Source organism: Geodermatophilus sp. SYSU D00691, from assembly GCF_054050275.1.
Genome location: NZ_JBJGYZ010000004.1, coordinates 105716 through 126671 on the forward strand (window position 1 = coordinate 105716; position 20956 = coordinate 126671).

Sequence of the window (20956 nt, forward strand, 5' to 3'; positions counted from 1 at the left end):
CTCGTCCCGGATCCCCCCGATGATCCCCGCAGCCCCCGACTGCCCCGCGCTCAAGGTCGGGACGGCGGATGTCGATCACCCCGGCATGCCACGGCTGCTGCCCCTCGCGCCCACCCGGCGCGCGCGACGGATCGCCGTGGCGGTCTCCGCCCTGGGCGCGCTGGCCGTCGCCGCCGGGCTGGTCTGGCAGTCCGCCTACGCCGCCTTCACCGACAGCACGCCGGCCCGCACCCTGGCCTGGAGCACCGGCACCGTCGCGCTCTCCGACGACGACGCCGGCGCCGTGCTGTTCAGCGCGGCCGACCTGCGCCCCGGCGCCGCCCGGTCGCGCTGCATCACGGTCACCTCGACCGGCAGCGCCCCCTCCCTCGTCCGGCTCTACGGCACCGGCCGATCCACGACCCGCTCGCTCAGCAGCCACCTGACCGTCGCCGTCGAGGCCGGCACCGGCGGCTCTGCGGCCGGCTGCAACGGGTTCGCCCCCGCCGCCACGGTCTACCGCGGCACCCTGGCCGCCTTCCCGACCACCTACGCCGCCGGCGTCGGCTCCTGGACCGCGACCGGCAACCCGGCCGGCGAGCGCACCACCTACCGGTTCACCTACAGCCTGTCGGCCTCCGCGCCGGCCAGCGCCCAGGGCGGCACGGCGGCGATCGCCTTCACCTGGGAGGCGCAGAACACATGACCTGGCGCTCCGGCTGGCCGGCGCTGCTGAGCAGCGCCGCCGCCCGCCTCGCCCTCGGCGTCCTCGCGCTGCTCCTCGCCGTCTCCGTCGTCCTCCCCCTGGTCGCCGGCTGGCGGTCCAGCGTCGTCCTGTCCGGCTCCATGGCCCCCACGCTCGACCCGGGTGACGTCGTCGTCGTGCGCCCCGTCGACACCGCCGACCTGGCGCCGGGGGACGTCGTCCTGGCCGACGACCCCGACGTGCCGGGCGAGCTGCGCATGCACCGGGTCGTCGCCGTCGAGGACGGCGGCCTGCGGCTGCGCGGCGACGCCAGTGCCACCGCCGACGCCTCGCTGGTCGCCCCCGCGGCCGTGCACGGCGTCGGCACCCTGCGGCTGCCCGGTCTCGGCCTGCCGGCGCTCTGGGCCGCCGAGGGCCGCACCGCCCCGCTGGTCCTCACCGGCGCGGCCCTCGCCGCACTGCTCGCGCTCGCCCTGCTGCACCGGGCGCCCGCCGAGGAGGACCGACCGCGCCGCCGGCTGCCCGCCCGTCCGGTCGCCCTCGCGGTGGCCACGGCCGCCCTCGTCACGCTGCCCGGCGCGGCCGACGCCCGCGCGGTCTTCAGCGCCACCACGGGCACCCCGTCCAACACGTTCGCCGCCGGATCCGCCTTCACCTGCGCCGGTACCGCCACGGCCGCCGGCGCCGCGCTGTTCCTCGGGCTGCAGGAGAGCGGTGGCACCACCGCGACGAACGCCGGGTCCGCGGGCAGCTCCGGCAACGGCACCTACTCGTCGAGCGGCGTCACCTACGGCGCCCCGGGTCCGCGCTGCGGCGTCGGCGAGAACGGCGCGGTGACGCTCGACGGCAGCAGCGGCCAGGTCTGGACCGGCCGCAGCTACGCCAACCCGCAGACGTTCTCGGTCCAGATCTGGTTCAGCACGACCACCACCCGCGGCGGCAAGCTCATCGGCTTCGGCACCGGCACCGGCGGCGCCGTGTCGTCGAACTACGACCGCCACGTCTACATGACCGACGACGGCCGCCTGGTCTTCGGCGTCTACAGCGGCGGCTACTCCACCGCCACCACGACCTCGGCCTACAACGACGGCCGCTGGCACCTGGCCACGGCGACGTTCTCCGGCTCGGCCGGCATGACCCTCTACGTCGACGGCGTGCAGGCGGCCCGCAACGCCGCGGGCACGGTCGCCGAGAACACCACCGGGTACTGGCGGATCGGCCACGACAACCTGAACGGCTGGCCCACCCGCCCGAGCAGCGACTGGTTCGCCGGCTCGCTCGCGCACGCCGCCGTCTGGACCTCCGTGCTCTCCGCCGCCCAGGTCACCGACCAGTACGGCGCGGGTCCGTGGACCTGCGCCACCGCGGCCGGCAGCACCGGCGCGGGCGCCGCCCTGCACCTCGGCCTGCAGGAGGCCGCCGGCCCGACGGCGGCCAACGCCGGCTCGGCGGGCGCGGCGGGCAACGGCACCTTCTCCGGCGGTGGTATCACCTACGGGGTGACCGGGCCGGACTGCCGGCCCGGCAGCGGCTCCGCCGTCCGGCTGGACGGCTCCTCCGGGTTCCTCTGGACGACGCGGCAGTACGTCGCCCCCCAGCACCTCACCGTGCAGATCTGGTTCGCCACGACCACGACGCGCGGCGGCAAGCTCATCGGCTTCGGCAACGGGGCCAACGGGGCCCAGTCCAGCCAGTTCGACCGGCACGTCTACATGACCGACGACGGCCGCCTGGTCTTCGGCATCTACGACGGCGGCTACTACACGGTGACGTCACCGACCGCCTACAACGACGGCCGGTGGCACCTCGCGACGGGCACCTTCTCCCCCGCCACCGGGCTGACGTTCTACGTGGACGGCGTGCTGATCGGGACCAACACCGACACGGACGCCGCCGAGAACACCACCGGCTACTGGCGCGTGGGCTGGGACAACCTGGGCAGCTGGCCCGGCGCCCCGACCAGCAGCTGGTTCGCCGGGTCGGTGGCGCACGCCGTGGTCGTCGAGCGCGTGCTCACCGCCGACGAGGTCGCCGGCCAGTACACCGCCGGTCGCTGAGCCACCCGTTCGGGCGACCGATCCGGAACTCCTTGTCCCGCGTGCGCCGACCTGCGAGCGTCTGTCGCCGGTAGGCACGGGGACAGGAGGGTGCGTGGACGCGGCGACGGTCGCCTTCCTCGCCACGGGCGGACTCGGCCTGGTGGTCCTCCTCGTCTCCCTGTTCGTCGGTGAGCTGGGCGAGCTCGGCCCCGGCGACGTCGACGGGCCGTTCTCGGTGCCGGCGATGGCCGCGCTGCTCGGCGGGGTGGGGTTCGGCGGCGCCGCCGCGCTCGCCCTCCTGCCGCTGACCGGCGCCGTCGCCGTCCTGGTGGCCGTCGTCGTCGGCCTCGCGGTCGCCGTCCCCCTCGCGTGGGGCGCCGTCCGGCTGTCCCGGGCGCTGCGCGACATGCCGACCACCGAGACGCTGACCCGCGCGCACCTGCTCGGCGCCCAGGGCGTCGTCGTCTCCCCCGTGCCCGCCGGCGGCTACGGCGAGGTCCGGCTCGCGCTGGCCGGCCAGCAGCTGAAGTACTCCGCCCGGTCCGACGTCCCCCTGCCGCTGGGCACGCCGGTCTACGTCACCGACACGCTCAGCGAGACCGCCGTCGAGGTCGTCTCGACCGCGCCCGACCCCCTGCCCGGAGGCGACCTCCCATGACCCTGCTCATCGCCATCGGCGGCATCGCCCTGCTCGTCGTGCTGCTGGTGCTGCTCGTGCTGTCCCGCATCAAGGTGGCCGGGCCCAACCAGGCGTTCCTGGTCACCGGCCGGCAGGGCCGGCAGGTCACCGGGGCCGACGGCGCCATCTCCCGCGACATGTCGGGGCAGAAGGTGGTCATGGGCGCCAGCGTCTTCGTGCTGCCGATCGTGCAGAAGCTGCACACGATGGACCTGTCCAGCCGGCGCATCCCGGTGGGCATCCGCGGCGCCATCTCCAAGCAGGGCGTGAAGTGCGACCTCGAGGGCGTGGCGATCGTCAAGGTGGGCGGCAGCGAGCACGCCATCCGCGCGGCCGCCCAGCGCTTCCTCAACCAGCAGGCCGGGATCGACTCGTTCACCTCGGAGGTGCTCGCCGGCGCGCTGCGCTCCATCGTCGGCCGGCTGACCGTCGAGGAGATCATCCGCGACCGCGCCGCGTTCGCCTCCGCCGTCGCCGAGGAGGCCGAGTCGTCGCTGACCGGGCAGGGCCTGGTGCTCGACACCTTCCAGCTGCAGGACATCCAGGCGGAGGGCTCCTACCTCGCCGACCTCGGCCGGCCCGAGGCCGCGCGGGTGCTCAAGGAGGCCAGCATCGCCGAGGCCCGCGCCCGGCAGGCCGCCGAGCAGGAGCAGCTGCTCGCCGACGAGGCGATCGCCGTCTCCCAGCGGCAGCTGGCGCTCAAGCAGGCCGAGATCAACGCCGAGATCGACGCGGCCAAGGCCAAGGCGGCCGCCGCCGGCCCGCTGGCGCAGGCGGCACAGGACCAGGCGATCCTCACCGAGCAGGAGAAGGTCGCCGTCCGGACCGCGGCGCTCACCGAGCGGCAGCTCGACACCCAGGTGCGCCGCCCCGCCGACGCCGAGCGCTACCGCGTCGAGCAGGAGGCCGAGGGCCGCAAGAACTCGGCGATCCTCAGCGCCGAGGCCGAGCGCCAGGCGACGATCGCGGCCGCGCAGGCCGCGGCCGAGCAGGCGAAGCTGCACGGTGAGGGCGAGCGGGCCCGCCGCTCCGCGCTGGCCGAGGCGGAGGCCATCGAGGGCGCCAAGCGCGGTGAGGCCGAGAAGCTGCGCCGGCAGGCGATCGCCGACGCCCTCGAGCGCGAGGGTGCCGCGGAGGCGGCGGCGATCCTGGCCCGCGGCCGGGCCGAGGCCGAGGCGCTCGACGCCCGCGCCGACGCCTTCGCCCACTACGGCGAGGCGGCGATCCTCGACCTGCTGGTCAAGGTCCTCCCCGAGGTGGTGGGCGCGGCCGCCGCACCGCTGTCGGCGGTGGACAAGATGACCGTCATCTCGGCCGACGGCGCCGGGTCGCTCGGCCGCTCGGTCGCGGCCAACGTCGCCCAGGGGCTGCAGATCTCCGGCGACCTCACCGGCGTCGACGTCGCCGGGCTGCTGCGCCGCCTGGGCCGGGTCGCCGGTCCTGAAGAGGCCGACGGCGTCACCCGGGTGCCGGTGGTCACCGTGGACGGCGACGGGACGTCCCCCAACGGCACCGCCGACCCCCGCTGAGCGCCGTCAGGCGTCGGTGAGGGCGGCGGACGGCAGCCAGTCGGCGTCGAGCAGCTCGGCGATCTCCTGCAGCGACGAGGTGTCGGCGCCGGCGGTCGACCCGCTGACCACCAGCCGCTCCACCATGACCCGGGCGACCTGCTCCTCCACGGTGTCCTCGGCGTAGGCCACCCGCCACGGCGAGGTCCTCCCGTCGCGGTGGGTGCGGCCGGTGACCTGGCGGGCCTGGATGCCCGAGAACCGGGGCTGGTGGAACAGCCCCACGCGGGGCACCTCCGAGGCGGTCGTGCCGTCGGGCAGCAGCTCACCGGCGTGCAGGCTGATCGACGCCGTCACGGTGAACACGCAGACCGGCGCCTTGCCGCTCTGGAAGCGCAGCCGCTCGCCCTCGACGTCGAACCGGTCGCGGCCGTAGATGCAGGCCACGCCGATGCCGGCGTCGAGCAGCGCCTCGCGGATCGGGTCGGCGGCCGTCTCGACGAACTCCACCGACACCGCGACCTGCCGCTCGGCCTCCACCTGCGCCTTGACCCAGTCGACCGTGGCCTGCACGCGGATCAGGCCGGCCTTCTGCCGGAAGCGCAGCAGCGCCGCGCGGCCGCGGGCGGTCTGCCGGGCCTTGCGGGCCAGCTGCATCTCGGCGCGGAACTCCTGCCACTCCGACTCGTAGGAGGCGCGCTCGGCCGGGGTGAGGGCCACCGGCGTGCCGGTCACGCTGACCGGTCCCCACGGCGCCGGGCGGTGCAGCGTGGCGGGCGGGTCGGCGTCGGCCAGCCAGCCCTGCAGGCGGGCCAGGTCGGCCCGGCGCGCGTCGGGGTCCTCGGCCCACTGCCAGCCGTAGCGGCCCTTCTCGACCGCGAAGCCCCGCGCCGCCAGCCGCGCCGGCAGGTCCGACCAGGCCTTGAGCGGCTCGCCCTGGGAGCGGGCGAACTCCGGCGCCAGGTAGGGCAGCTCCAGCGGCGTGTGCGCCGGCGTGGCCGTGGCGGCGAGGACGAACGGCGCTTCCTTGACCCGCGCGGCGCCGGAGACGGCCTTCCAGTGCTTCCAGCGCTGGGTGGTCGTGTGCCGGACCATGTGCGCCTCGTCGGCGACGACGACGTCGAAGCGCAGCTTGGCGACCTTGGCCAGCCGGTCCCACGTCGTCACGCACCAGCGCAGGCCGCCGTCGCCGAACCCGGCGATCGACCGCGTCCAGTGCGGGACGGTGATCGCGGCCGGCCGGTCGGCGATGACCAGCACGCGGTCGCCGCCGCGCCGCTCGGCGATCTCCCGGGCGGCCAGGATCGCCGTGCCGGTCTTACCGACGCCCGGGTCGTCGCCGAGCAGGAACACCCGGCCCCCCGCCTCGGCGTGGGCGACCACGGCGTCGGCGCCGTCCCACTGCTCGTCCCGCGGGGTCAGCGGCCGGGGTTCCGGCAGCGGTCGCCGGGTGGCGTTGAGCTCGTCCTCGAGGAAGCGCTCGAAGGTGTACGGCGCCGGGTCGTAGGGCGCCAGCTCGGGCGGCAGGCTCTCGCCCACCCAGACGTGCGCCTGCAGCCCGGCGTGCCACGTGGCGCCCGGCGCCGGCGCGCGGAACGGCACGGCGAGCACCCACACCCGCTCCCCGGGGCCGGCGGTGGGCCGGTCGGGCGCCGGCTTCGCCGCGGCGCGGGGGGACGACGAGCGCTTGCGGGACGTCGTGCTGCTGCGACGGCGGCGTCCGGGCATGGGAGGCAGTCTGCGCGGCGGGACCGACGGTCCCGGGCATTCGCGGACCGGGGTGTCGCGGCTCAGCCCTCGGCGCGCAGCAGCGGCGGGTGCAGCAGGGCGGCCGGGCCGCGCCGGTACAGCTGCGCGGGGCGGCCGCCGTCCCGGGTGGTCGTCGTCCCGGTCGGCTCGAGGAAGCCCGCGGCGCCGGTGACCTTGCGGTGGAAGTTGCGCGGGTCCAGCGGCCGGCCCCAGACCACCTCGTACACCCGGCGCAGCTCGGCGACGGTGAACTCCTCCGGGCAGAACGCCGCGGCCAGCGGCGTGTACTCGAGCTTGGCCCGGGCGCGCTCGACGCCGTCGGCGAGCACCCGGTCGTGGTCGAAGGCGAGCCCGGTCAGCCCGCGGACCGGTGCCCAGCGGGCGGCGGCGGCGTCGCTGCCGGCCGTCGGGACGGGCTGGTCGGGCACGAGCGCGAGGTGGGCGACGGTGACCACCCGCATCCGCGGGTCCCGGCCCGGGGTGCCGTAGGAACCGAGCTGCTCCAGGTGCCCCGGGCGCAGGCCGGTCTCCTCGGCCAGCTCGCGCGCGGCGGCCTCGGCGAGGTCCTCGTCGGGGCGGACGAAGCCGCCGGGCAGCGCCTCCCGGCCGGCGAAGGGCTCCTCGGCTCGGCGGACCACCAGCACGCACAGCTCGTCGCCGCGCACGGTCAGCACGACCAGGTCGACGGTCACCGCCACGGCCGGGAAGGACGTCGGGTCGTACGCCATGCGGGTGAGCCTATCTCGTCACCTTGACGAGAACGGGGACGACGACTTAGCGTCATTCTGACGAGAACAACGAGGACGCAGGAGGACCCCGTGGCCGACATCGCGCGCTACCCCTTCATCCGCCACCTCCGTGGCTCGACCACCGCCTACGTGCAGCACGTGCGCCGCGGCGCCGTGCGGCACGCGGGCACCGGCGCCGGCTTCTGGTTCCGGCCGCTGTCCGCGGTCCTGTCGGAGGTGCCGGTCGACGACCGCGAGCTGCCGATGCTCTTCCACGCGCGGACGGCGGACTTCCAGGACGTCACCGTGCAGGCGACGCTGACCTTCCGGGTGGCCGACCCGGCGCTGGCCGCGGCGCGGGTCGACTTCTCCATCGACCCCGAGCGCGGCAGCTGGCGGGGCACGCCGCTGCAGCAGGTCGCCGCGCTGCTCACCGAGACCGCGCAGCAGCACGCCCTGGACCTGCTCGCCCGCACCGCGCTCACCGACGCGCTGGTCGGGGGCGTGCCCGCGGTCCGCGCCGCCGTCGAGGCCGGGCTCGCCGGCGACGCCCGGCTGGCCGAGACCGGCCTCGCCGTGATCGGCGTCCGGGTGGTGGCCGTCCGGCCCGAGTCGGACGTCGAGCGGGCGCTGCAGACGCCGACCCGGGAGCGGGTGCAGCAGGAGGCCGACCGGGCGACCTACGAGCGGCGGGCCCTGGCCGTCGAGCGCGAGCGGGCGATCAGCGAGAACGAGCTGGCCAACCAGGTCGAGCTGGCCCGGCGCACCGAGGAGCTCATCGGCCGGCGCGGGGCCAACGCGCGCCGGGAGGCCGAGGAGGCGGCGGCCGCGGCCGAGATCGCCGCGCACTCGCAGGCCCGGCGGGACCGGCAGGCGGCGGAGGTGCGGGCCGAGACCGAGCGGCTGGTCGGCGCCGCGGCCGCCGACGCGCGGGCGGCGGAGCTGGCGGCGTACGCCGACGCCCGGCCGGAGGTGCTGGTCAGCCGGGCCCTGGAGGAGCTCGCCCGCAACCTGCCGCACATCGACAGCGTGGTGCTGACGCCCGACCTGCTGGCACCGGTGCTGGCGAAGCTGGGGAGCACGCGGTGACTCCCGCGCCCCGCGTGGTGCTCGTCCACCGGGCGACCGAGCTGACCGAGCTGGTCGCCCGGCACGGCACCCGCGCCGCCGCCGCCTTCTCCCTGAGCACCCGCGGCCGCGACATCGCCGAGGTGGAGACGCGCGACGCCGCGGTCCGCGACGCGATCGCCGAGGCGCTGCGCGGCGTCCCGGTGGACTGGCGGCAGGGCCGGGTGGAGCGGGCCGACCTGCCCCGGTTCCTGTTCGCGCCCGAGGACGTCGTCCTCGTCGTCGGGCAGGACGGCCTGGTGGCCAACGTGGCGAAGTACCTCGACGGGCAGCCGGTGGTCGGGGTGGACCCCGAGCCGGGACGCAACCCCGGCGTGCTGGTGCGGCACCGCCCCGCCGACGTGGGCCGGCTGCTCGCCGGCCGGCTGCGGACCCGCGAGCTGACCATGGTCACCGCCCGCACGGACGACGGCCAGGAGCTGACCGCGCTCAACGAGGTCTACCTGGGCTCGCCGACGCACCAGACCGCCCGCTGGCGGCTGACCACCCCCGACGGTGACGTGGAGCGCCAGGCGTCGTCCGGGCTGCTCGTCGGCACCGGCACCGGGGCGACGGGGTGGTGCCGGTCCGCCTGGCTGGAGCGCCGCAGCGCGCTGCCGCTCCCGGCGCCGGAGGACGGAGCGTTGGCGTGGTTCGTCCGGGAGGCGTGGCCCTCCCCCGTCACCGGCACCGCGCACACCGAGGGCCTGCTGCCCCCGGGCCGGGCACTGACGGTGGAGGTCGAGTCCGAGGGGCTCGTCGCCTTCGGGGACGGGCTGGAGAGCGACCGGCTGACGCTGACCTGGGGGCAACGGGTCGAGGTGGGAGCGGCGCCCCGGACCCTGCGGCTGGTCTGCTGAGATCAGGACATGAGCGAGGACGCCGGCCAGGACGAACGGCTCGCCGCGCGCACGGTCGGCGAGGCCGGGCCGCGCGTGGTCTTCGTGCACGGGCTGTTCGGCCAGGGCCGGAACTGGACGACGATCGCGAAGGGGCTCGCCGACCGGCACCGCGTCACGCTGCTCGACCTGCCCAACCACGGGCACTCCCCGTGGACCGACACCGTCGACTACGTGGACATGGCCGGTCTGGTCGCCGCCGAGCTGGAGTCCCACGGCGAGCCGGTCACGCTGGTCGGGCACTCCATGGGCGGCAAGGTGGCGATGACCCTGGCGCTGCGCCGTCCCGAGCTGCTGCGGGCGCTGGTCGTCGTCGACGTCGCCCCGGTCGAGTACCCCGTCTCCGGCGGGCGCACCGACGACCCGGACGAGGAGGCCTCGCCGTTCGCGGACTACATCGCGGCGATGAAGGCCCTCGACCTGGGGTCGCTGCAGCGCCGGGAGGAGGCCGACGCGGCGCTGCAGGACGTCGTCCCGAGCCGGATGGTGCGCAGCTTCCTGCTGCAGAGCCTGGTGCGGGAGGGCCTCGGCGCCGACGGCGGCTGGCGGTGGCGGCTCAACCTCGACCTGCTCGAGCGCGACCTCGAGCTGCTGCGCGGCTTCCCCGAGCCCCCGGCAGGCGCCACCTACGACGGCCCGGTGCTGTGGATCGCCGGCGCGAACTCGCACTACGTCCTGCCGCAGGACCGGGACCGGATGGACGAGCTGTTCCCCGCGACGCGGCTGGTGCGGATCAAGAACGCCGGGCACTGGGTGCACTCCGAGCAGCCGGAGATCTTCCTGGAGACCCTGCGCCGCTTCCTGGACCGCGTCGAGCACGACTGACCCGGTTGTTCCACGTGGATCAGCGCCCTACCCGAACAGCCCCCGCACGTCGTCGGCGGTGAGCGCGCCCGAGGCCAGCGCGCCGTCGCCGACGACGCGGGAGAACAGCGCCTCCTTGCGGGCCTTGAGCTCCATCACCTTCTCCTCGATCGTGCCCGCCGCCACCAGCCGGTAGACGACCACCGGCTTGTCCTGACCGATCCGGTGCGCCCGGTCGACCGCCTGCGCCTCGGTCGCCGGGTTCCACCAGGGGTCGAGCACGAAGACGTAGTCCGCCTCGGTCAGCGTCAACCCGAAGCCGCCCGCCTTGAGGCTGATCAGGAACACCGGGGCGGTGCCGGTGCGCCACTCCTCGATCCGGGCGTCGCGGTCGCGGGTGTGCCCGTCCAGGTAGACCCAGTCGATCCCCTCGCCGGTCAGCCGGTCGCGGATCCCCTTCAGGAAGCGGGTGAACGAGCTGAAGACCAGCGCCCGGTGCCCCTCGGCGACCACCTCCCGCAGGTGCTCGAGGAAGGCCTCGGCCTTGCTCGACCGCACGTCGGCGTACGCCGGGTCGACCAGCGCCGGGTCGAGGCTCAGCTGCCGCAACAGGGTCAGCGACCGGAAGATCGTCATCCGGTTCTTCCGCATGTCCTCGACCAGGCCGAGCACCTTGGACCGTTCCCGCTGCAGGTGCGTCTGGTACAGCCGCTCGTGCCTCGGCTCGAGCACCACCTCGAGCACCTGCTCGGTCTTGGGCGGGAGGTCGGCCGCCACCATCTCCTTGGTGCGCCGGAGCACCAGCGGCCGGATCCGGCGGCGCAGCTGGGCCAGGCGGTCGGCGTCGCCGTCGCGCTCGACCGGGATGCGGTAGGTGTCGCTGAAGCGCTGCGGATCGGGGAAGAGCCCCGGCGCGACGATCGACATCAGGGACCACAGGTCCATCACGCTGTTCTCCAGCGGCGTGCCGGTCAGCGCGAACTTGACCCGCGCCGGCAGCAGGCGGGCGCTCCGGTAGGTGCGGGCCCGGGAGTTCTTGACGAACTGGGCCTCGTCGAGCACCAGCCCCGACCAGGGCAGGTCGGCCCACGACTCCTCGTCGATCCGGAACAGCGCGTACGAGGTGACGACGAGGTGCGCGCCGGCCACCTCCCGGCGCAGGGCGCTGCCCCGCTTGCGCTCGGTCTCGGTCACCGCGACCACCCGCAGCCCCGGGGCGAAGCGGGCCGCCTCCCGCACCCAGGTGTGCACCACGCTGGTCGGCGCGACGACCAGCGCGGGGGCGCCGTCCAGCTCACCGGCCTCGTGCGCCCGCACCAGCAGGGCCAGCGTCTGCAGGGTCTTGCCCAGCCCCATGTCGTCGGCGAGCACGCCGCCCAGCCGGTTGTCCCACAGGAAGGACAGCCAGCCGTAGCCCTCCTGCTGGTAGGGCCGCAGCTGCGCGGCCAGCCCGGCCGGCACCGGCGGCGGCTCGGCGGCCTCCAGGTCGAGCAGGCCGCGCACCTCGCGGGTCCAGCGCTCGCTCTGCTCCTCCACGACCCCGAGCCCCAGCAGCTGCTCCCACAGCCCGACCGCGTACCGGCTGACCTGCACGCCGTCGCCGGGGACGTCGCGCAGCTCCCGGGCCTCCTCGATGAGCAGCCGCAGCTGCTCGAACTCCGGCCGCTGCAGCGAGAACCAGGTGCCCGAGATCAGCGCCAGCCGGGTGCGCCCGGCCGCGAGGGCCTGGAACAGCGTGGCGAACGGGACGGTCTGCCCGTCGACGGACACGCTGATCCCGAGGTCGAACCAGTCGGACTCGCCGGTGTCGCGGGCGGCGAAGCTGATCTGCGGCGCCGCCGTGCTCTGCCGGTACGCCGGCGGGGTGCCCTCGACCGTCACGTCGACGTCCCCGTCGCCGCGCAGGGCGGGCAGCACCTCGGTGGTGAACTCCATCGCCTCGACGCCGGCGAGCTCGCTGCGCTCGGCTAGCCGGCGCTCCGGCGTCCACAGCTCCGGCAGCCCCCCGACCGGGGCGGGCAGCGCCCCGACCAGCGCCTGCTCGGCCGCCGGGTCGCGGCCGGACCCCGGCGCGGCGGGCTCGTCGAGGGCGAACGCCCGCTCGCCGTAGGCCACCGCCCAGGTCACGCAGACGCTGCCGTCCCCGGGGTAGCGGGCGGTGACGGCCAGCCGCGGCCGGGGGGTCTCCGGCAGCTCGACCGAGCCGTCGGCGGAGATCACCGGCACCGCCCGGCGCAGCCCCGGGTACCAGTCGCGCAGGAACCGGTCCCGGTCGCCGGCCGGGATGCCGATCGCGCCGCCGCGGGCGACCAGGCCGGCCAGCGCCGGGGGCGCCGGCCGGTCGAGCCGGGCCAGCACCAGCCCGGGGCCGTCGTCCGGCCGCCCGTCCACGGTGGCCCCGTGCGGGGGCACCCCGAGGAAGGAGAGCGCGGCCGGGTCGACCGCGCGGCCGTCGACCCGCAGCACCGCGGCCAGGTCGGTGCGGTCCCCGCCGTCCCGCACGTCGACGGCGATGGTGGCGGGCTCCGCGGCGAGCACCACGGGCCGGGCCGGGCGGTCGGCGGTCAGCAGCGCGACGCCGTCGGCGACCGCCTCGGCCAGCAGCCGCCACAGCCCCGGGCCGAACTCGTGCAGGTACACGTCGACCGGCGCGTAGGAGTAGTACTGGTTGCGCGCGGCCTGGTGGGTGGCGTGCAGCGCGCGCAGCGCCGCCAGGTGGGCCGGGTCCCAGCCGGCGCGCACGCTGTCGTACTGCAGCTGCCGCCACGACACCCCGGTGCGCACCCACTGACCCCGCTTGCCCGGCGTGACCGGTCGCAGCTGGACCAGCCGCTGCCGCGCTCCGGGAGCGCCCACCGAGGCGCGTCCCCGGCCGGGCTCGTGGGCGACCAGGTCGAACTGCAGCCCCAGCGGCACGGCCGCCTGTCCCGGGGCGTCGGCCGCCGTCACCAGGTCCGCGAGCTCGTCCTCCCAGGTGCGGGACCGCCGGACGGGCCTCCCCGGCAGGCGCCCGCGCAGCGTCAGCAGGACCGCGACGGCGTGCTTGCAGTCGTCGCCCACCGGGCAGGTGCAGGCCCCGACCCAGCCGGTGCGGCTGCCGTCGGCCAGGACGACGGTGGTGCGGTACGGCGCCGGCCCGCTGCCCTGCACCAGCGCCGAGACGCGGCGGGCGTCGTCGGCGACCCGCACGCCGAGCACGCTGCGGGCCACGTACGGGCGGGCGCGGTCGAGCACGTCGTCGCCCACGGCCTCGGCCAGCGCGGGGTCGGTGACCAGTTCGTCCCAGCCCCCGAGCACCCCGACAGGCTACGGCGGGCCACCGACGGTCCCCGGTCCCCCGGCGAGACCGGCGGTCTCGCACGCTATGACCCCTGAAAGCGTGCGACATCGCCGATCTCGCCGCGAGGGGACAAGATCAGGGCATGACCGAGAGCCGCGCCGGACAGCCCGCCCAGCCCCGCGACCTGGTCGACGTCGCCGCGCTGGTCACCGCCTACTACGCGCTCGAGCCCGACCCGGCCGACCCGGGGCAGCAGGTGTCCTTCGGCACCAGCGGGCACCGCGGGTCCAGCCTCGACGCCGCGTTCAACGAGGCGCACATCCTCGCGACCACGCAGGCCATCTGCGAGTACCGGGCCGCGCAGGGCTACGACGGCCCGCTCTTCCTCGGCCGGGACACCCACGGGCTGTCGGAGCCGGCCTGGACCAGCGCGCTCGAGGTGCTCGCGGCCAACGACGTGACGGTGCTCGTCGACGCCGCCGACCGGTACACGCCCACCCCGGCGGTCAGCCACGCGATCCTGCGCGCCAACCACGGCCGGTCGGCCGGTCTCGCCGACGGCATCGTCGTCACCCCGTCGCACAACCCGCCGTCCGACGGCGGGTTCAAGTACAACCCGCCGTCCGGAGGCCCGGCCGACACCGACGCCACCAAGGCGATCGCCGACCGCGCCAACGACCTCCTCCGCGGGGAGCTCAAGGAGGTCCGGCGGGTCCCGTTCGCCCGGGCCCGTGCCGCCGCGCAGCGGCACGACTTCCTCGGCGACTACGTCGACGACCTGCCGCAGGTCCTCGACGTCGACGCGATCCGGGACGCCGGCGTGCGCATCGGCGCCGACCCGCTGGGCGGCGCCAGCGTCGACTACTGGGCCGTGATCGCCGAGCGGCACCGTCTCGACCTCACCGTGGTCAACCCGCTGGTCGACCCCACGTGGCGGTTCATGACCCTCGACTGGGACGAGAAGATCCGCATGGACTGCTCGTCGCCCTCGGCGATGGCCTCGCTCATCGGCAAGCGCGCCGACTACGCGATCGCCACCGGCAACGACGCCGACGCCGACCGGCACGGCATCGTCACGCCCGACGCCGGGCTGATGAACCCCAACCACTTCCTGGCGGTGGCCATCTCCTACCTGTTCGCGCACCGGCCGGGCTGGGGCGAGGGGACGGCGGTCGGGAAGACGCTGGTCTCCAGCTCGCTGATCGACCGTGTCGTCGCCGGCCTCGGCCGCCGCCTGGTCGAGGTGCCGGTCGGCTTCAAGTGGTTCGTGCCCGGCCTGCTCGACGGCTCGGTCGGCTTCGGCGGGGAGGAGTCCGCCGGGGCGTCGTTCCTGCGCCGCGACGGCAGCGTCTGGACGACGGACAAGGACGGCATCCTGCTGGCGCTGCTGGCGAGCGAGATCCAGGCCGTCACCGGGCGGTCGCCGTCGCAGCTGCACGCCGAGCTCACCGGGCGGTACGGGGAGTCGGCCTACGCCCGCGTCGACGCCCCGGCCACCCGCGAGCAGAAGGCGGCCCTCGGCAGGTTGTCGCCGGAGGACGTGACCGCCACCGAGCTCGCCGGTGAGCCGATCACCGCGAAGCTCACCCGCGCACCGGGCAACGACGCCCCGATCGGCGGCCTCAAGGTGGTCACCGAGAACGCCTGGTTCGCCGCCCGCCCGTCCGGCACCGAGGACGTCTACAAGGTCTACGCCGAGTCCTTCCGCGGGCCCGAGCACCTCGCGCGGGTGCAGGAGGAGGCCCGCGCCGTCGTCACCGCGGCCCTCGGGGGCTGAGCGCGGTCCCGCAGCCGGCCCGGTTCAGCGGCGGCGGTCGGCCTTGTCGGCGTACATCGCGTCGTCGGCCTCGCGGACCACCTGCTCGTAGACCTCGTCGGGGTCGGCGCCGCCGTGGGCCGACCCGATCCCGATGCTCATGCCGATCGTCATGCTCAGGTCGCCGATGACGAGCGGATCGGTCACCGTCGTGCGCACCCGCTCGGCGAGCACCTCGGCCTCCGGCCGCTCGGTGTTCTCGCAGACGATGGCGAACTCGTCGCCACCCAGGCGGGCGGCCGTGTCGCTGGCCCGCAGCACCGAGGCGAGCCGGCCGGCGAAGGACACCAGGACGGCGTCGCCCATCGGGTGGCCGTGCTCGTCGTTGATCGCCTTGAAGCCGTCGAGGTCGATGATCAGCACGCAGGTCGGCGTCCGCTCCCGGTGGCCGCGCTCGAGGGCGTGCCGGAGCCGGTCGTGGAACAGGATCCGGTTGGGCAGCCCGGTCAGCGGGTCGTGCAGCGACCGGTGCACCAGCGCCGCCTCCAGCGCCTTCCGGTCGGTGATGTCCTCGATGATCATGACCAGGTGCGCGGGCCCGCCGTCGGGCGTGGCCGCGACCCACGAGGTGGCCACCTGCACCGGCACGGCGGAGCCGTCGGACCGCAGGAACCGGCACTCGTGCCGCATGTGCCGGCCGGGGTGGCGGTGCAGCACGCTGCACGCCTCGCGGGCGCCCTCGACGTCGTCGGGGTGGGTGAGGTCGAACAGCGACCGGCCGACCAGGTCGTCGGTGCTGCGGCGCAGCAGCTGGCCGAGGACCGGGTTGGCGTCGGTCACCACGCCGTCGGTGGTGCACAGGGCCACGCCCATCGGCGCGTTGGCGAAGACGCTGCGCCGATCCGCGGGCGGCGGTGCGTCGACCAGCTCCGTCACGTCCACCTCCTCCCGCCGCTCAGCTCAACCTGTGGATAACCCAAGTGTTCCCCAATACCGGCGATCCGCATGCCGCGCCAGGGGTGCAGGATGCGGAGGAGACGCCTGGGACCCGCAGGAGGACGCCGTGAACGAGTTCGACCTGGTGCTGCCGGCGGAGGTCGACATCCGCGAGGTCGGCATGCGCGACGGGCTGCAGCTGGAGGCACCCGTCCCGCTCGAGGCCAAGCTCGAGATGCTCGAAGCGCTGGTCGCGACCGGTGTCCGCCGGATCGAGGCGACGTCGTTCGTCTCGCCGCGCGCCGTGCCCGCGCTCGCCGACGCCGACCAGGTGGCCGCCGAGCTCTCCCGCTGGGGCGGCGTCCACTGGTCGGCCCTGGTCGCCAACGCGCGCGGTGCCGTGCGGGCGGTCGACGCCGGCGTGGCCGACCTGGAGTACGTGGTGAGCGCCTCCGACGGGCACAGCCGCGCCAACGCGGGCCGCAGCACGGCCGAGGCGGTCGGCGCGGTGGGCGAGGTCGCCGGGCTCGCGCACGGGGCCGGCGGTTCGCTGGAGGTCATCATCGCGACGGCGTGGGACTGCCCGTTCGACGGCCGCACGCCGATCCCCCGCACCGTCGACGTCGCCCGGGCCGCGGTGACCGCCGGGGCCGACCAGCTGTGCCTCGGCGACACGATCGGCACGACGACGCCGCTGCGGGTGGTGCAGCTGCTCGACGCCGTCCGCCGGGCGTGCCCCGGCGTCCCGGTGGGCGTGCACTTCCACGACACCCGCGGCACCGGCCAGGCCAACGCGCTGGCCGCCGTCCAGGCGGGGGTCACCCAGCTGGACTCCTCCGTCGGCGGGCTCGGCGGCTGCCCGTTCGCACCGGGCGCCAGCGGCAACATCGCCACCGAGGAGCTGGTGTACATGCTCGAGGAGTCCGGCGTGCGCACCGGCCTCGACCTCGACGCCGTCCTCGCCGCGGCCGCGGTGACCGAGCAGGCGGTCGGCCACGACCTGCCGAGCTCGCTGTACCGGGCCGGCGGGCCCTCGGTCCCCCGGGAAGCCGCCGCCCGCTGACCGGTGGTTGGCTGGGGCACGTGACGGCCGTGCCGCAGGACCCGGGTCCGGTGGACCCCCGCGTGATGCGCGACGTCCTCGGCCACTTCGCCTCCGGGGTCACCGTGGTGACCGCCGACACCGCCGCCGGGCCGATCGGCTTCACCTGCCAGTCGTTCAGCTCGCTGTCCCTCGACCCGCCGCTGGTCGTCTTCGCCCCCGGCCGGACGTCGACCACCTGGCCGCGGCTGCGGGAGATCGGCCGGTTCTGCGTCAACGTGCTGGCCGAGGACCAGACCGGGCTGTCGCAGACGTTCGCCCGCTCGGGCGAGGACAAGTTCGCCGGCGTCCCCTGGTCGCGCAGCCGGCACGGCTCCCCGGTGCTGCAGGACGTCGTCGCCTGGATCGACTGCGAGCTGTGGGCGGAGTACGACGGCGGCGACCACACCCTGGTCGCCGCCCGGGTGCTCGACCTCGGCGCCGACCCGGGACGGCGGCCGCTGCTGTTCCACCGCGGCTCCTACGGCCTGCTCGACGGCCGCCGCGCCGACGGCTGAACGGCGGCCACGACGGCTACTCGAAGTGGACGGCGATGAGCGCCACGTCGTCGCGCCCGTCGAGGGACCCCGCCACGGCGGCGTCGCAGAGCGTCCGCGGGTCGGCGTCGGCCGGGGCCGCGGCCAGCCGGGCGCAGAGCTCGGCGATCCCGGCGTCGAGGTCGGTGCCGGGGCGCTCGATGAGCCCGTCGGTGTAGGCGACGAGGGTCGACCCCGCGGGCACCTCGATGTCGACGGTGTCCCGGCGGGTGCTCGTGTCCACCCCGACCAGCAGCCCCGTCACCCCGTCGAGCAGCTGCACGCGGCCGTCCGGCGAGCGCAGCACCAGCGGGGGGTGGCCGGCGCTGGCCAGCCGCACGCGCCACGGTCCGCCGTCCCGCTCCGGGCGGGTCGCGCGGACGTAGGCCATCGTGGCCATGGGGGCCACGTGGAGGCCCTGCACCAGCCGGTCGACCCGGGTGACCACGGTGGCGGGGTCGTCGTCCTGCGCCTCCCACACGCAGGCGCGGATGAGACCCCGCAGGTGGCCCATCGCCGCGGCGGCCGCGACGTCGTGGCCGATGACGTCGCCGACCACGATCCCGATCGAACCGTCGGGCAGCTGCAGCAGGTCGTAGAAGTCGCCGCCGACGTCGGCGGCCGTCGACGCGCTGACGTAGTGGGCCGCGGCGCGGATGCCCGGGATCTCGGGCAGCACCGGCAGCAGCGAGCGCTGCAGCGTGTCGGCCACGCTGTGCTCCTGCTGGTAGAGCCGCACGTTGTCCATGGCCAGCGCCGCGCGGCGGGCGAGGTCCTGGAGCAGGTCGACGTCCTCGGGCGCGAAGTGGCGGTCCTCCGACGTCATGACCAGCGCCATCGCCCCCAGCGTGCGGCGGCGGGCGACCATCGGCACGGTCAGCACGGACACGCACCCCAGCTGCTCCACCAGCTCGCGCGCCGTCGGGTTGACGAAGACCCGGTCCTTGACGTCCCGCGTCACGGGGTCGATCAGCGTCGGCTGGCTGGTCGCCATGCTGCGCCGGCTCGGCGAGCTCTCCGGCAGGTTCATGGCGTGCGCCGCGCTGAACACCCGGAGCTCCTCCTCGAAACCCTCGCGGTGCCGCGCGGCGGTGTCGACGACCGATCCATAGGCGTCGACGAGGGTGACGAACACCCAGTCGGCGAGCACCGGCACGCAGATGCCGGCCAGCCGGTCGAGCAGCGACTGCATGTCGAGGGTGGCCATCAGCGTGCTGGTGGCCTCGGACATGAGGGCCAGCCGGTTCTGCGCCCGCTCGGCGCCCTCCTGGGCGTGCTCGGCGTCGGCGCGCGCCTGCTCGGCGATCGCCCGGGCCAGCTCCGCCTCCCGGCGGGCCGCCTGCTCGGCGGCGAACGCCGCCTCGCGCTCGCTCTCGACCCGCACCCGCTCGGTGACGTCGGTCTGCACGCCCACGAAGCTGACCAGGTTGCCCTCGCCGTCGAAGACCGGGCTGATCGACAGCTGGTTCCAGAACGCCGTGCCGTCCTTGCGGTAGTTGACCAGCGTCGTGGTCACGGTGCGCTGCTCCTCGAGCGCCGCGCGGATCTCGGCCACCGCCTGGGGGTCGGTCGCCGTCCCCTGCAGGAAGCGGCAGTTGCGGCCGACGGCCTCCTCGTACTCGTAGCCGGTGACCCGGGTGAACGAGGGGTTGACCCAGACCAGGGGGTTGTCCGGCTCCCGCGGGTCGGTGATCGTGAACGTGATGTCGGTGGCGAGCACCGCCCGCTCGCGCAGCGCCTGGAGGTAGGCGTCCGGGTCCTCGACGTCGCCGACGCCGTCGAGCTTGAGGAACACCACGAGCGCCAGCTGCTGGTCGCTGCCGGCCTGCGACAGCGGGAAGCCGGTCACCCAGAGCAGCTCGTCGGAGAGGCCGTCGTCACCGCGGGCGCGCTCTGCTTCGGAGCTCGTGCCCGGCCTCAGCCGCACGGCCTCGCCGGTGACCGGCTGACCCTGCGCCACCAGCGACAACGGGCTGCCGGACCGGGCGAGGGCCTCGCCGCCCAGGTCGGTCAGCCCGGCGGAGGCGCCCCAGGTGTCGATGTCGACCGGGAGCGAGACGTTGCCCGAGAGCTCGACGGCGGCGGTGTTCGCGTAGATCACGGTGCCGGCCTTCTGGTCGATGACCAGCACGGCGACCGGGACGTCGGCGAGCACCCCCGGCAGCGCGGCGTGCGCGCCGGAGTCCTGCGCGTGCTCGGACACCACGGCGCTGGCCGCGGTGACGATGCCGGCCTGGCGGTCGAGGTCCCGCCCGGTGTCGGTGGGGGCGCCCGAGACGGCCGCCGCGGCCTGCGGGGGGACGGCGGGGCCCGGTCCCCGGTCGCGATTCGGCGGCACGCAACCAATCTAACCGGCGGGTTCGGGGCCGACCACCACGACGATCACGCTCGTGGCCAGCGGCTTTCGGGCCGCAGGTGTGGTGCTCCCGCCGAGCGGGCACCCCGACGCCCGACCGGGGAACGGCGCGCCCCCGTCGCTCGTCCGACGGGAGCAGGGCTCACCAGGGAGGGACCATGGGACTGCTCGACCGGCTGTTCGGCCGCCGCGACCGCGGCCACGCCAGCTCCACGGGGTACGGGGACCGCTACGACGACCACCGCGGCCCGCCGCGGCCCGCCCGCTCCGCCGACGAGCAGGCCATCGAGCGCTACCGCTACCTGCTCCGCACCGCGCCGCCGGACCAGATCGAGCAGGCGCACGCCGAGGCGTTCGCCCAGCTCACGCCCGAGCAGCGCCGCCAGGTGCTCGAGCAGCTCTCCGCGGCCGGTGAGCGTCCGCAGGGCGAGGACGCGCAGGCGCTCGCCCGGGCCGCCACCCGGGTGGAGATGCGCCGGCCGGGCACCCTCGAGCGCGCCTTCGGCGGCGGGTACGGGCCCGGCTACGGCGGGGGGTACGGCGGCGGCTACGGCGGACCCAGCTTCGGCAGCATGGTCGGCGGCAGCCTGCTCGGGACGATCGGTGGCCTGGTGATCGGCACCGCGGTCGCCGACGCGCTCTTCGACACCGGCCTCGGTGACGGCGGTCTGTTCGGCGGCGGCGACGAGGAGGCCTACGCCGCGGGCTACGAGGAGGGTGCCCAGGACTTCGGCGGCGGGGACTACGGCGGCGACTTCGGCGGCGGGGACTTCGGCGGCGGCGACTTCGGCGGGGGCGGCGACTTCTGACCGC

The 20956-nt window shown here is 75.6% G+C and carries 16 protein-coding genes; 11 read left to right on the forward strand and 5 right to left on the reverse strand.

The window, feature by feature from the left end; genetic code table 11:
* Window positions 1-19: 19 nt before the first annotated feature.
* The 4 genes from ACI797_RS04225 (at window position 20) to ACI797_RS04240 (ending at window position 4932) form a co-directional block, all read left to right on the forward strand.
* Window positions 20-685: a hypothetical protein gene (locus ACI797_RS04225; RefSeq protein WP_456857255.1), complete on the forward strand. Its 666-nt coding sequence runs from the start codon at window positions 20-22 to the stop codon at window positions 683-685.
* Entirely contained in the window at window positions 682-2742 is a 2061-nt protein-coding gene (locus ACI797_RS04230; RefSeq protein ID WP_456857256.1) for a LamG-like jellyroll fold domain-containing protein, read from the forward strand. The genes ACI797_RS04225 and ACI797_RS04230 overlap by 4 nt, the downstream gene beginning before the upstream one ends.
* Window positions 2743-2836: 94 nt before the next feature.
* A complete protein-coding gene (locus tag ACI797_RS04235) occupies window positions 2837-3382 on the forward strand; it encodes a hypothetical protein (protein ID WP_456857257.1) in 546 nt (181 codons plus the stop codon).
* Window positions 3379-4932: a flotillin family protein gene (locus ACI797_RS04240; protein ID WP_456539487.1), complete on the forward strand. Its 1554-nt coding sequence runs from the start codon at window positions 3379-3381 to the stop codon at window positions 4930-4932. Before ACI797_RS04235 ends, ACI797_RS04240 begins: the two co-directional genes overlap by 4 nt.
* A gap of 6 nt (window positions 4933-4938) precedes the next feature.
* Here the strand turns inward: ACI797_RS04240 and ACI797_RS04245 are convergent, their stop codons facing one another.
* Together ACI797_RS04245 and ACI797_RS04250 are read right to left on the reverse strand one after the other, a co-directional pair.
* Window positions 4939-6639 (reverse strand): helicase, encoded by a 1701-nt coding sequence (locus tag ACI797_RS04245; RefSeq protein ID WP_456857258.1) that lies wholly within the window; start codon window positions 6637-6639, stop codon window positions 4939-4941.
* A gap of 62 nt (window positions 6640-6701) precedes the next feature.
* Window positions 6702-7388, reverse strand: a complete 687-nt coding sequence (locus ACI797_RS04250) for an NUDIX hydrolase (RefSeq protein WP_456857259.1) — start codon at window positions 7386-7388, stop codon at window positions 6702-6704.
* A gap of 90 nt (window positions 7389-7478) precedes the next feature.
* Here ACI797_RS04250 and ACI797_RS04255 point away from each other — a divergent pair, with 90 nt between their 5' ends.
* Genes ACI797_RS04255 through ACI797_RS04265 form a run of 3 tightly spaced genes read left to right on the forward strand, consistent with a single transcriptional unit; the run spans window position 7479 to window position 10219 of the window.
* Window positions 7479-8477, forward strand: coding sequence for an SPFH domain-containing protein (locus ACI797_RS04255; protein ID WP_456857260.1), 999 nt, complete (start codon window positions 7479-7481; stop codon window positions 8475-8477).
* Complete coding sequence (locus ACI797_RS04260; protein ID WP_456857261.1) at window positions 8474-9355, forward strand: hypothetical protein; 882 nt, start codon at window positions 8474-8476, stop codon at window positions 9353-9355. The genes ACI797_RS04255 and ACI797_RS04260 overlap by 4 nt, the downstream gene beginning before the upstream one ends.
* Before the next feature lie 9 nt (window positions 9356-9364).
* On the forward strand, window positions 9365-10219 hold the full coding sequence (locus ACI797_RS04265) for an alpha/beta fold hydrolase (RefSeq protein WP_456857262.1): 855 nt from the start codon (window positions 9365-9367) through the stop codon (window positions 10217-10219).
* Window positions 10220-10246: 27 nt separating this feature from the next.
* On the opposite strand, the gene ACI797_RS04270 is transcribed toward ACI797_RS04265, so the two are convergent.
* The gene (locus ACI797_RS04270) at window positions 10247-13495 is read right to left on the reverse strand and encodes a DEAD/DEAH box helicase (protein WP_456857263.1); all 3249 of its coding nucleotides are present in this window, start codon (window positions 13493-13495) and stop codon (window positions 10247-10249) included.
* A 125-nt stretch (window positions 13496-13620) separates the two neighbouring features.
* On the opposite strand from ACI797_RS04270, the gene pgm reads away from it, so the two are divergent.
* Window positions 13621-15255 carry a phosphoglucomutase (alpha-D-glucose-1,6-bisphosphate-dependent) gene (pgm, locus tag ACI797_RS04275; RefSeq protein ID WP_456857264.1) on the forward strand — a complete coding sequence of 545 codons (1635 nt, stop codon included), beginning with the start codon at window positions 13621-13623 and terminating at the stop codon, window positions 15253-15255.
* A 24-nt stretch (window positions 15256-15279) separates the two neighbouring features.
* Here the strand turns inward: pgm and ACI797_RS04280 are convergent, their stop codons facing one another.
* Complete coding sequence (locus ACI797_RS04280; protein WP_456539495.1) at window positions 15280-16170, reverse strand: diguanylate cyclase domain-containing protein; 891 nt, start codon at window positions 16168-16170, stop codon at window positions 15280-15282.
* A gap of 127 nt (window positions 16171-16297) precedes the next feature.
* Between ACI797_RS04280 and ACI797_RS04285 the strand changes: the two genes are divergently transcribed.
* Window positions 16298-17233 carry a hydroxymethylglutaryl-CoA lyase gene (locus tag ACI797_RS04285; RefSeq protein WP_456857265.1) on the forward strand — a complete coding sequence of 312 codons (936 nt, stop codon included), beginning with the start codon at window positions 16298-16300 and terminating at the stop codon, window positions 17231-17233.
* Window positions 17234-17253: 20 nt separating this feature from the next.
* Entirely contained in the window at window positions 17254-17769 is a 516-nt protein-coding gene (locus ACI797_RS04290) for a flavin reductase family protein (protein WP_456539497.1), read from the forward strand.
* A gap of 16 nt (window positions 17770-17785) precedes the next feature.
* Here the strand turns inward: ACI797_RS04290 and ACI797_RS04295 are convergent, their stop codons facing one another.
* Window positions 17786-20125, reverse strand: coding sequence for a SpoIIE family protein phosphatase (locus ACI797_RS04295; RefSeq protein WP_456857266.1), 2340 nt, complete (start codon window positions 20123-20125; stop codon window positions 17786-17788).
* 176 nt (window positions 20126-20301) lie between these two features.
* Here ACI797_RS04295 and ACI797_RS04300 point away from each other — a divergent pair, with 176 nt between their 5' ends.
* Window positions 20302-20952, forward strand: coding sequence for a hypothetical protein (locus ACI797_RS04300; protein ID WP_456857267.1), 651 nt, complete (start codon window positions 20302-20304; stop codon window positions 20950-20952).
* Window positions 20953-20956 lie beyond the last annotated feature (4 nt).

Excerpts from the sequence above, each read along its gene's own strand:
- ACI797_RS04225 (WP_456857255.1), top strand. The coding sequence starts at position 20 with ATGATCCCCGCAGCCCCCGACTGCCCCGCGCTCAAGGTCGGGACGGCG.
- ACI797_RS04230 (WP_456857256.1), top strand. The coding sequence starts at position 682 with ATGACCTGGCGCTCCGGCTGGCCGGCGCTGCTGAGCAGCGCCGCCGCC.
- ACI797_RS04240 (WP_456539487.1), top strand. The coding sequence starts at position 3,379 with ATGACCCTGCTCATCGCCATCGGCGGCATCGCCCTGCTCGTCGTGCTG.
- ACI797_RS04245 (WP_456857258.1), bottom strand. The coding sequence starts at position 6,639 with ATGCCCGGACGCCGCCGTCGCAGCAGCACGACGTCCCGCAAGCGCTCG.
- ACI797_RS04250 (WP_456857259.1), bottom strand. The coding sequence starts at position 7,388 with ATGGCGTACGACCCGACGTCCTTCCCGGCCGTGGCGGTGACCGTCGAC.
- ACI797_RS04265 (WP_456857262.1), top strand. The coding sequence starts at position 9,365 with ATGAGCGAGGACGCCGGCCAGGACGAACGGCTCGCCGCGCGCACGGTC.
- pgm (WP_456857264.1), top strand. The coding sequence starts at position 13,621 with ATGACCGAGAGCCGCGCCGGACAGCCCGCCCAGCCCCGCGACCTGGTC.
- ACI797_RS04300 (WP_456857267.1), top strand. The coding sequence starts at position 20,302 with ATGGGACTGCTCGACCGGCTGTTCGGCCGCCGCGACCGCGGCCACGCC.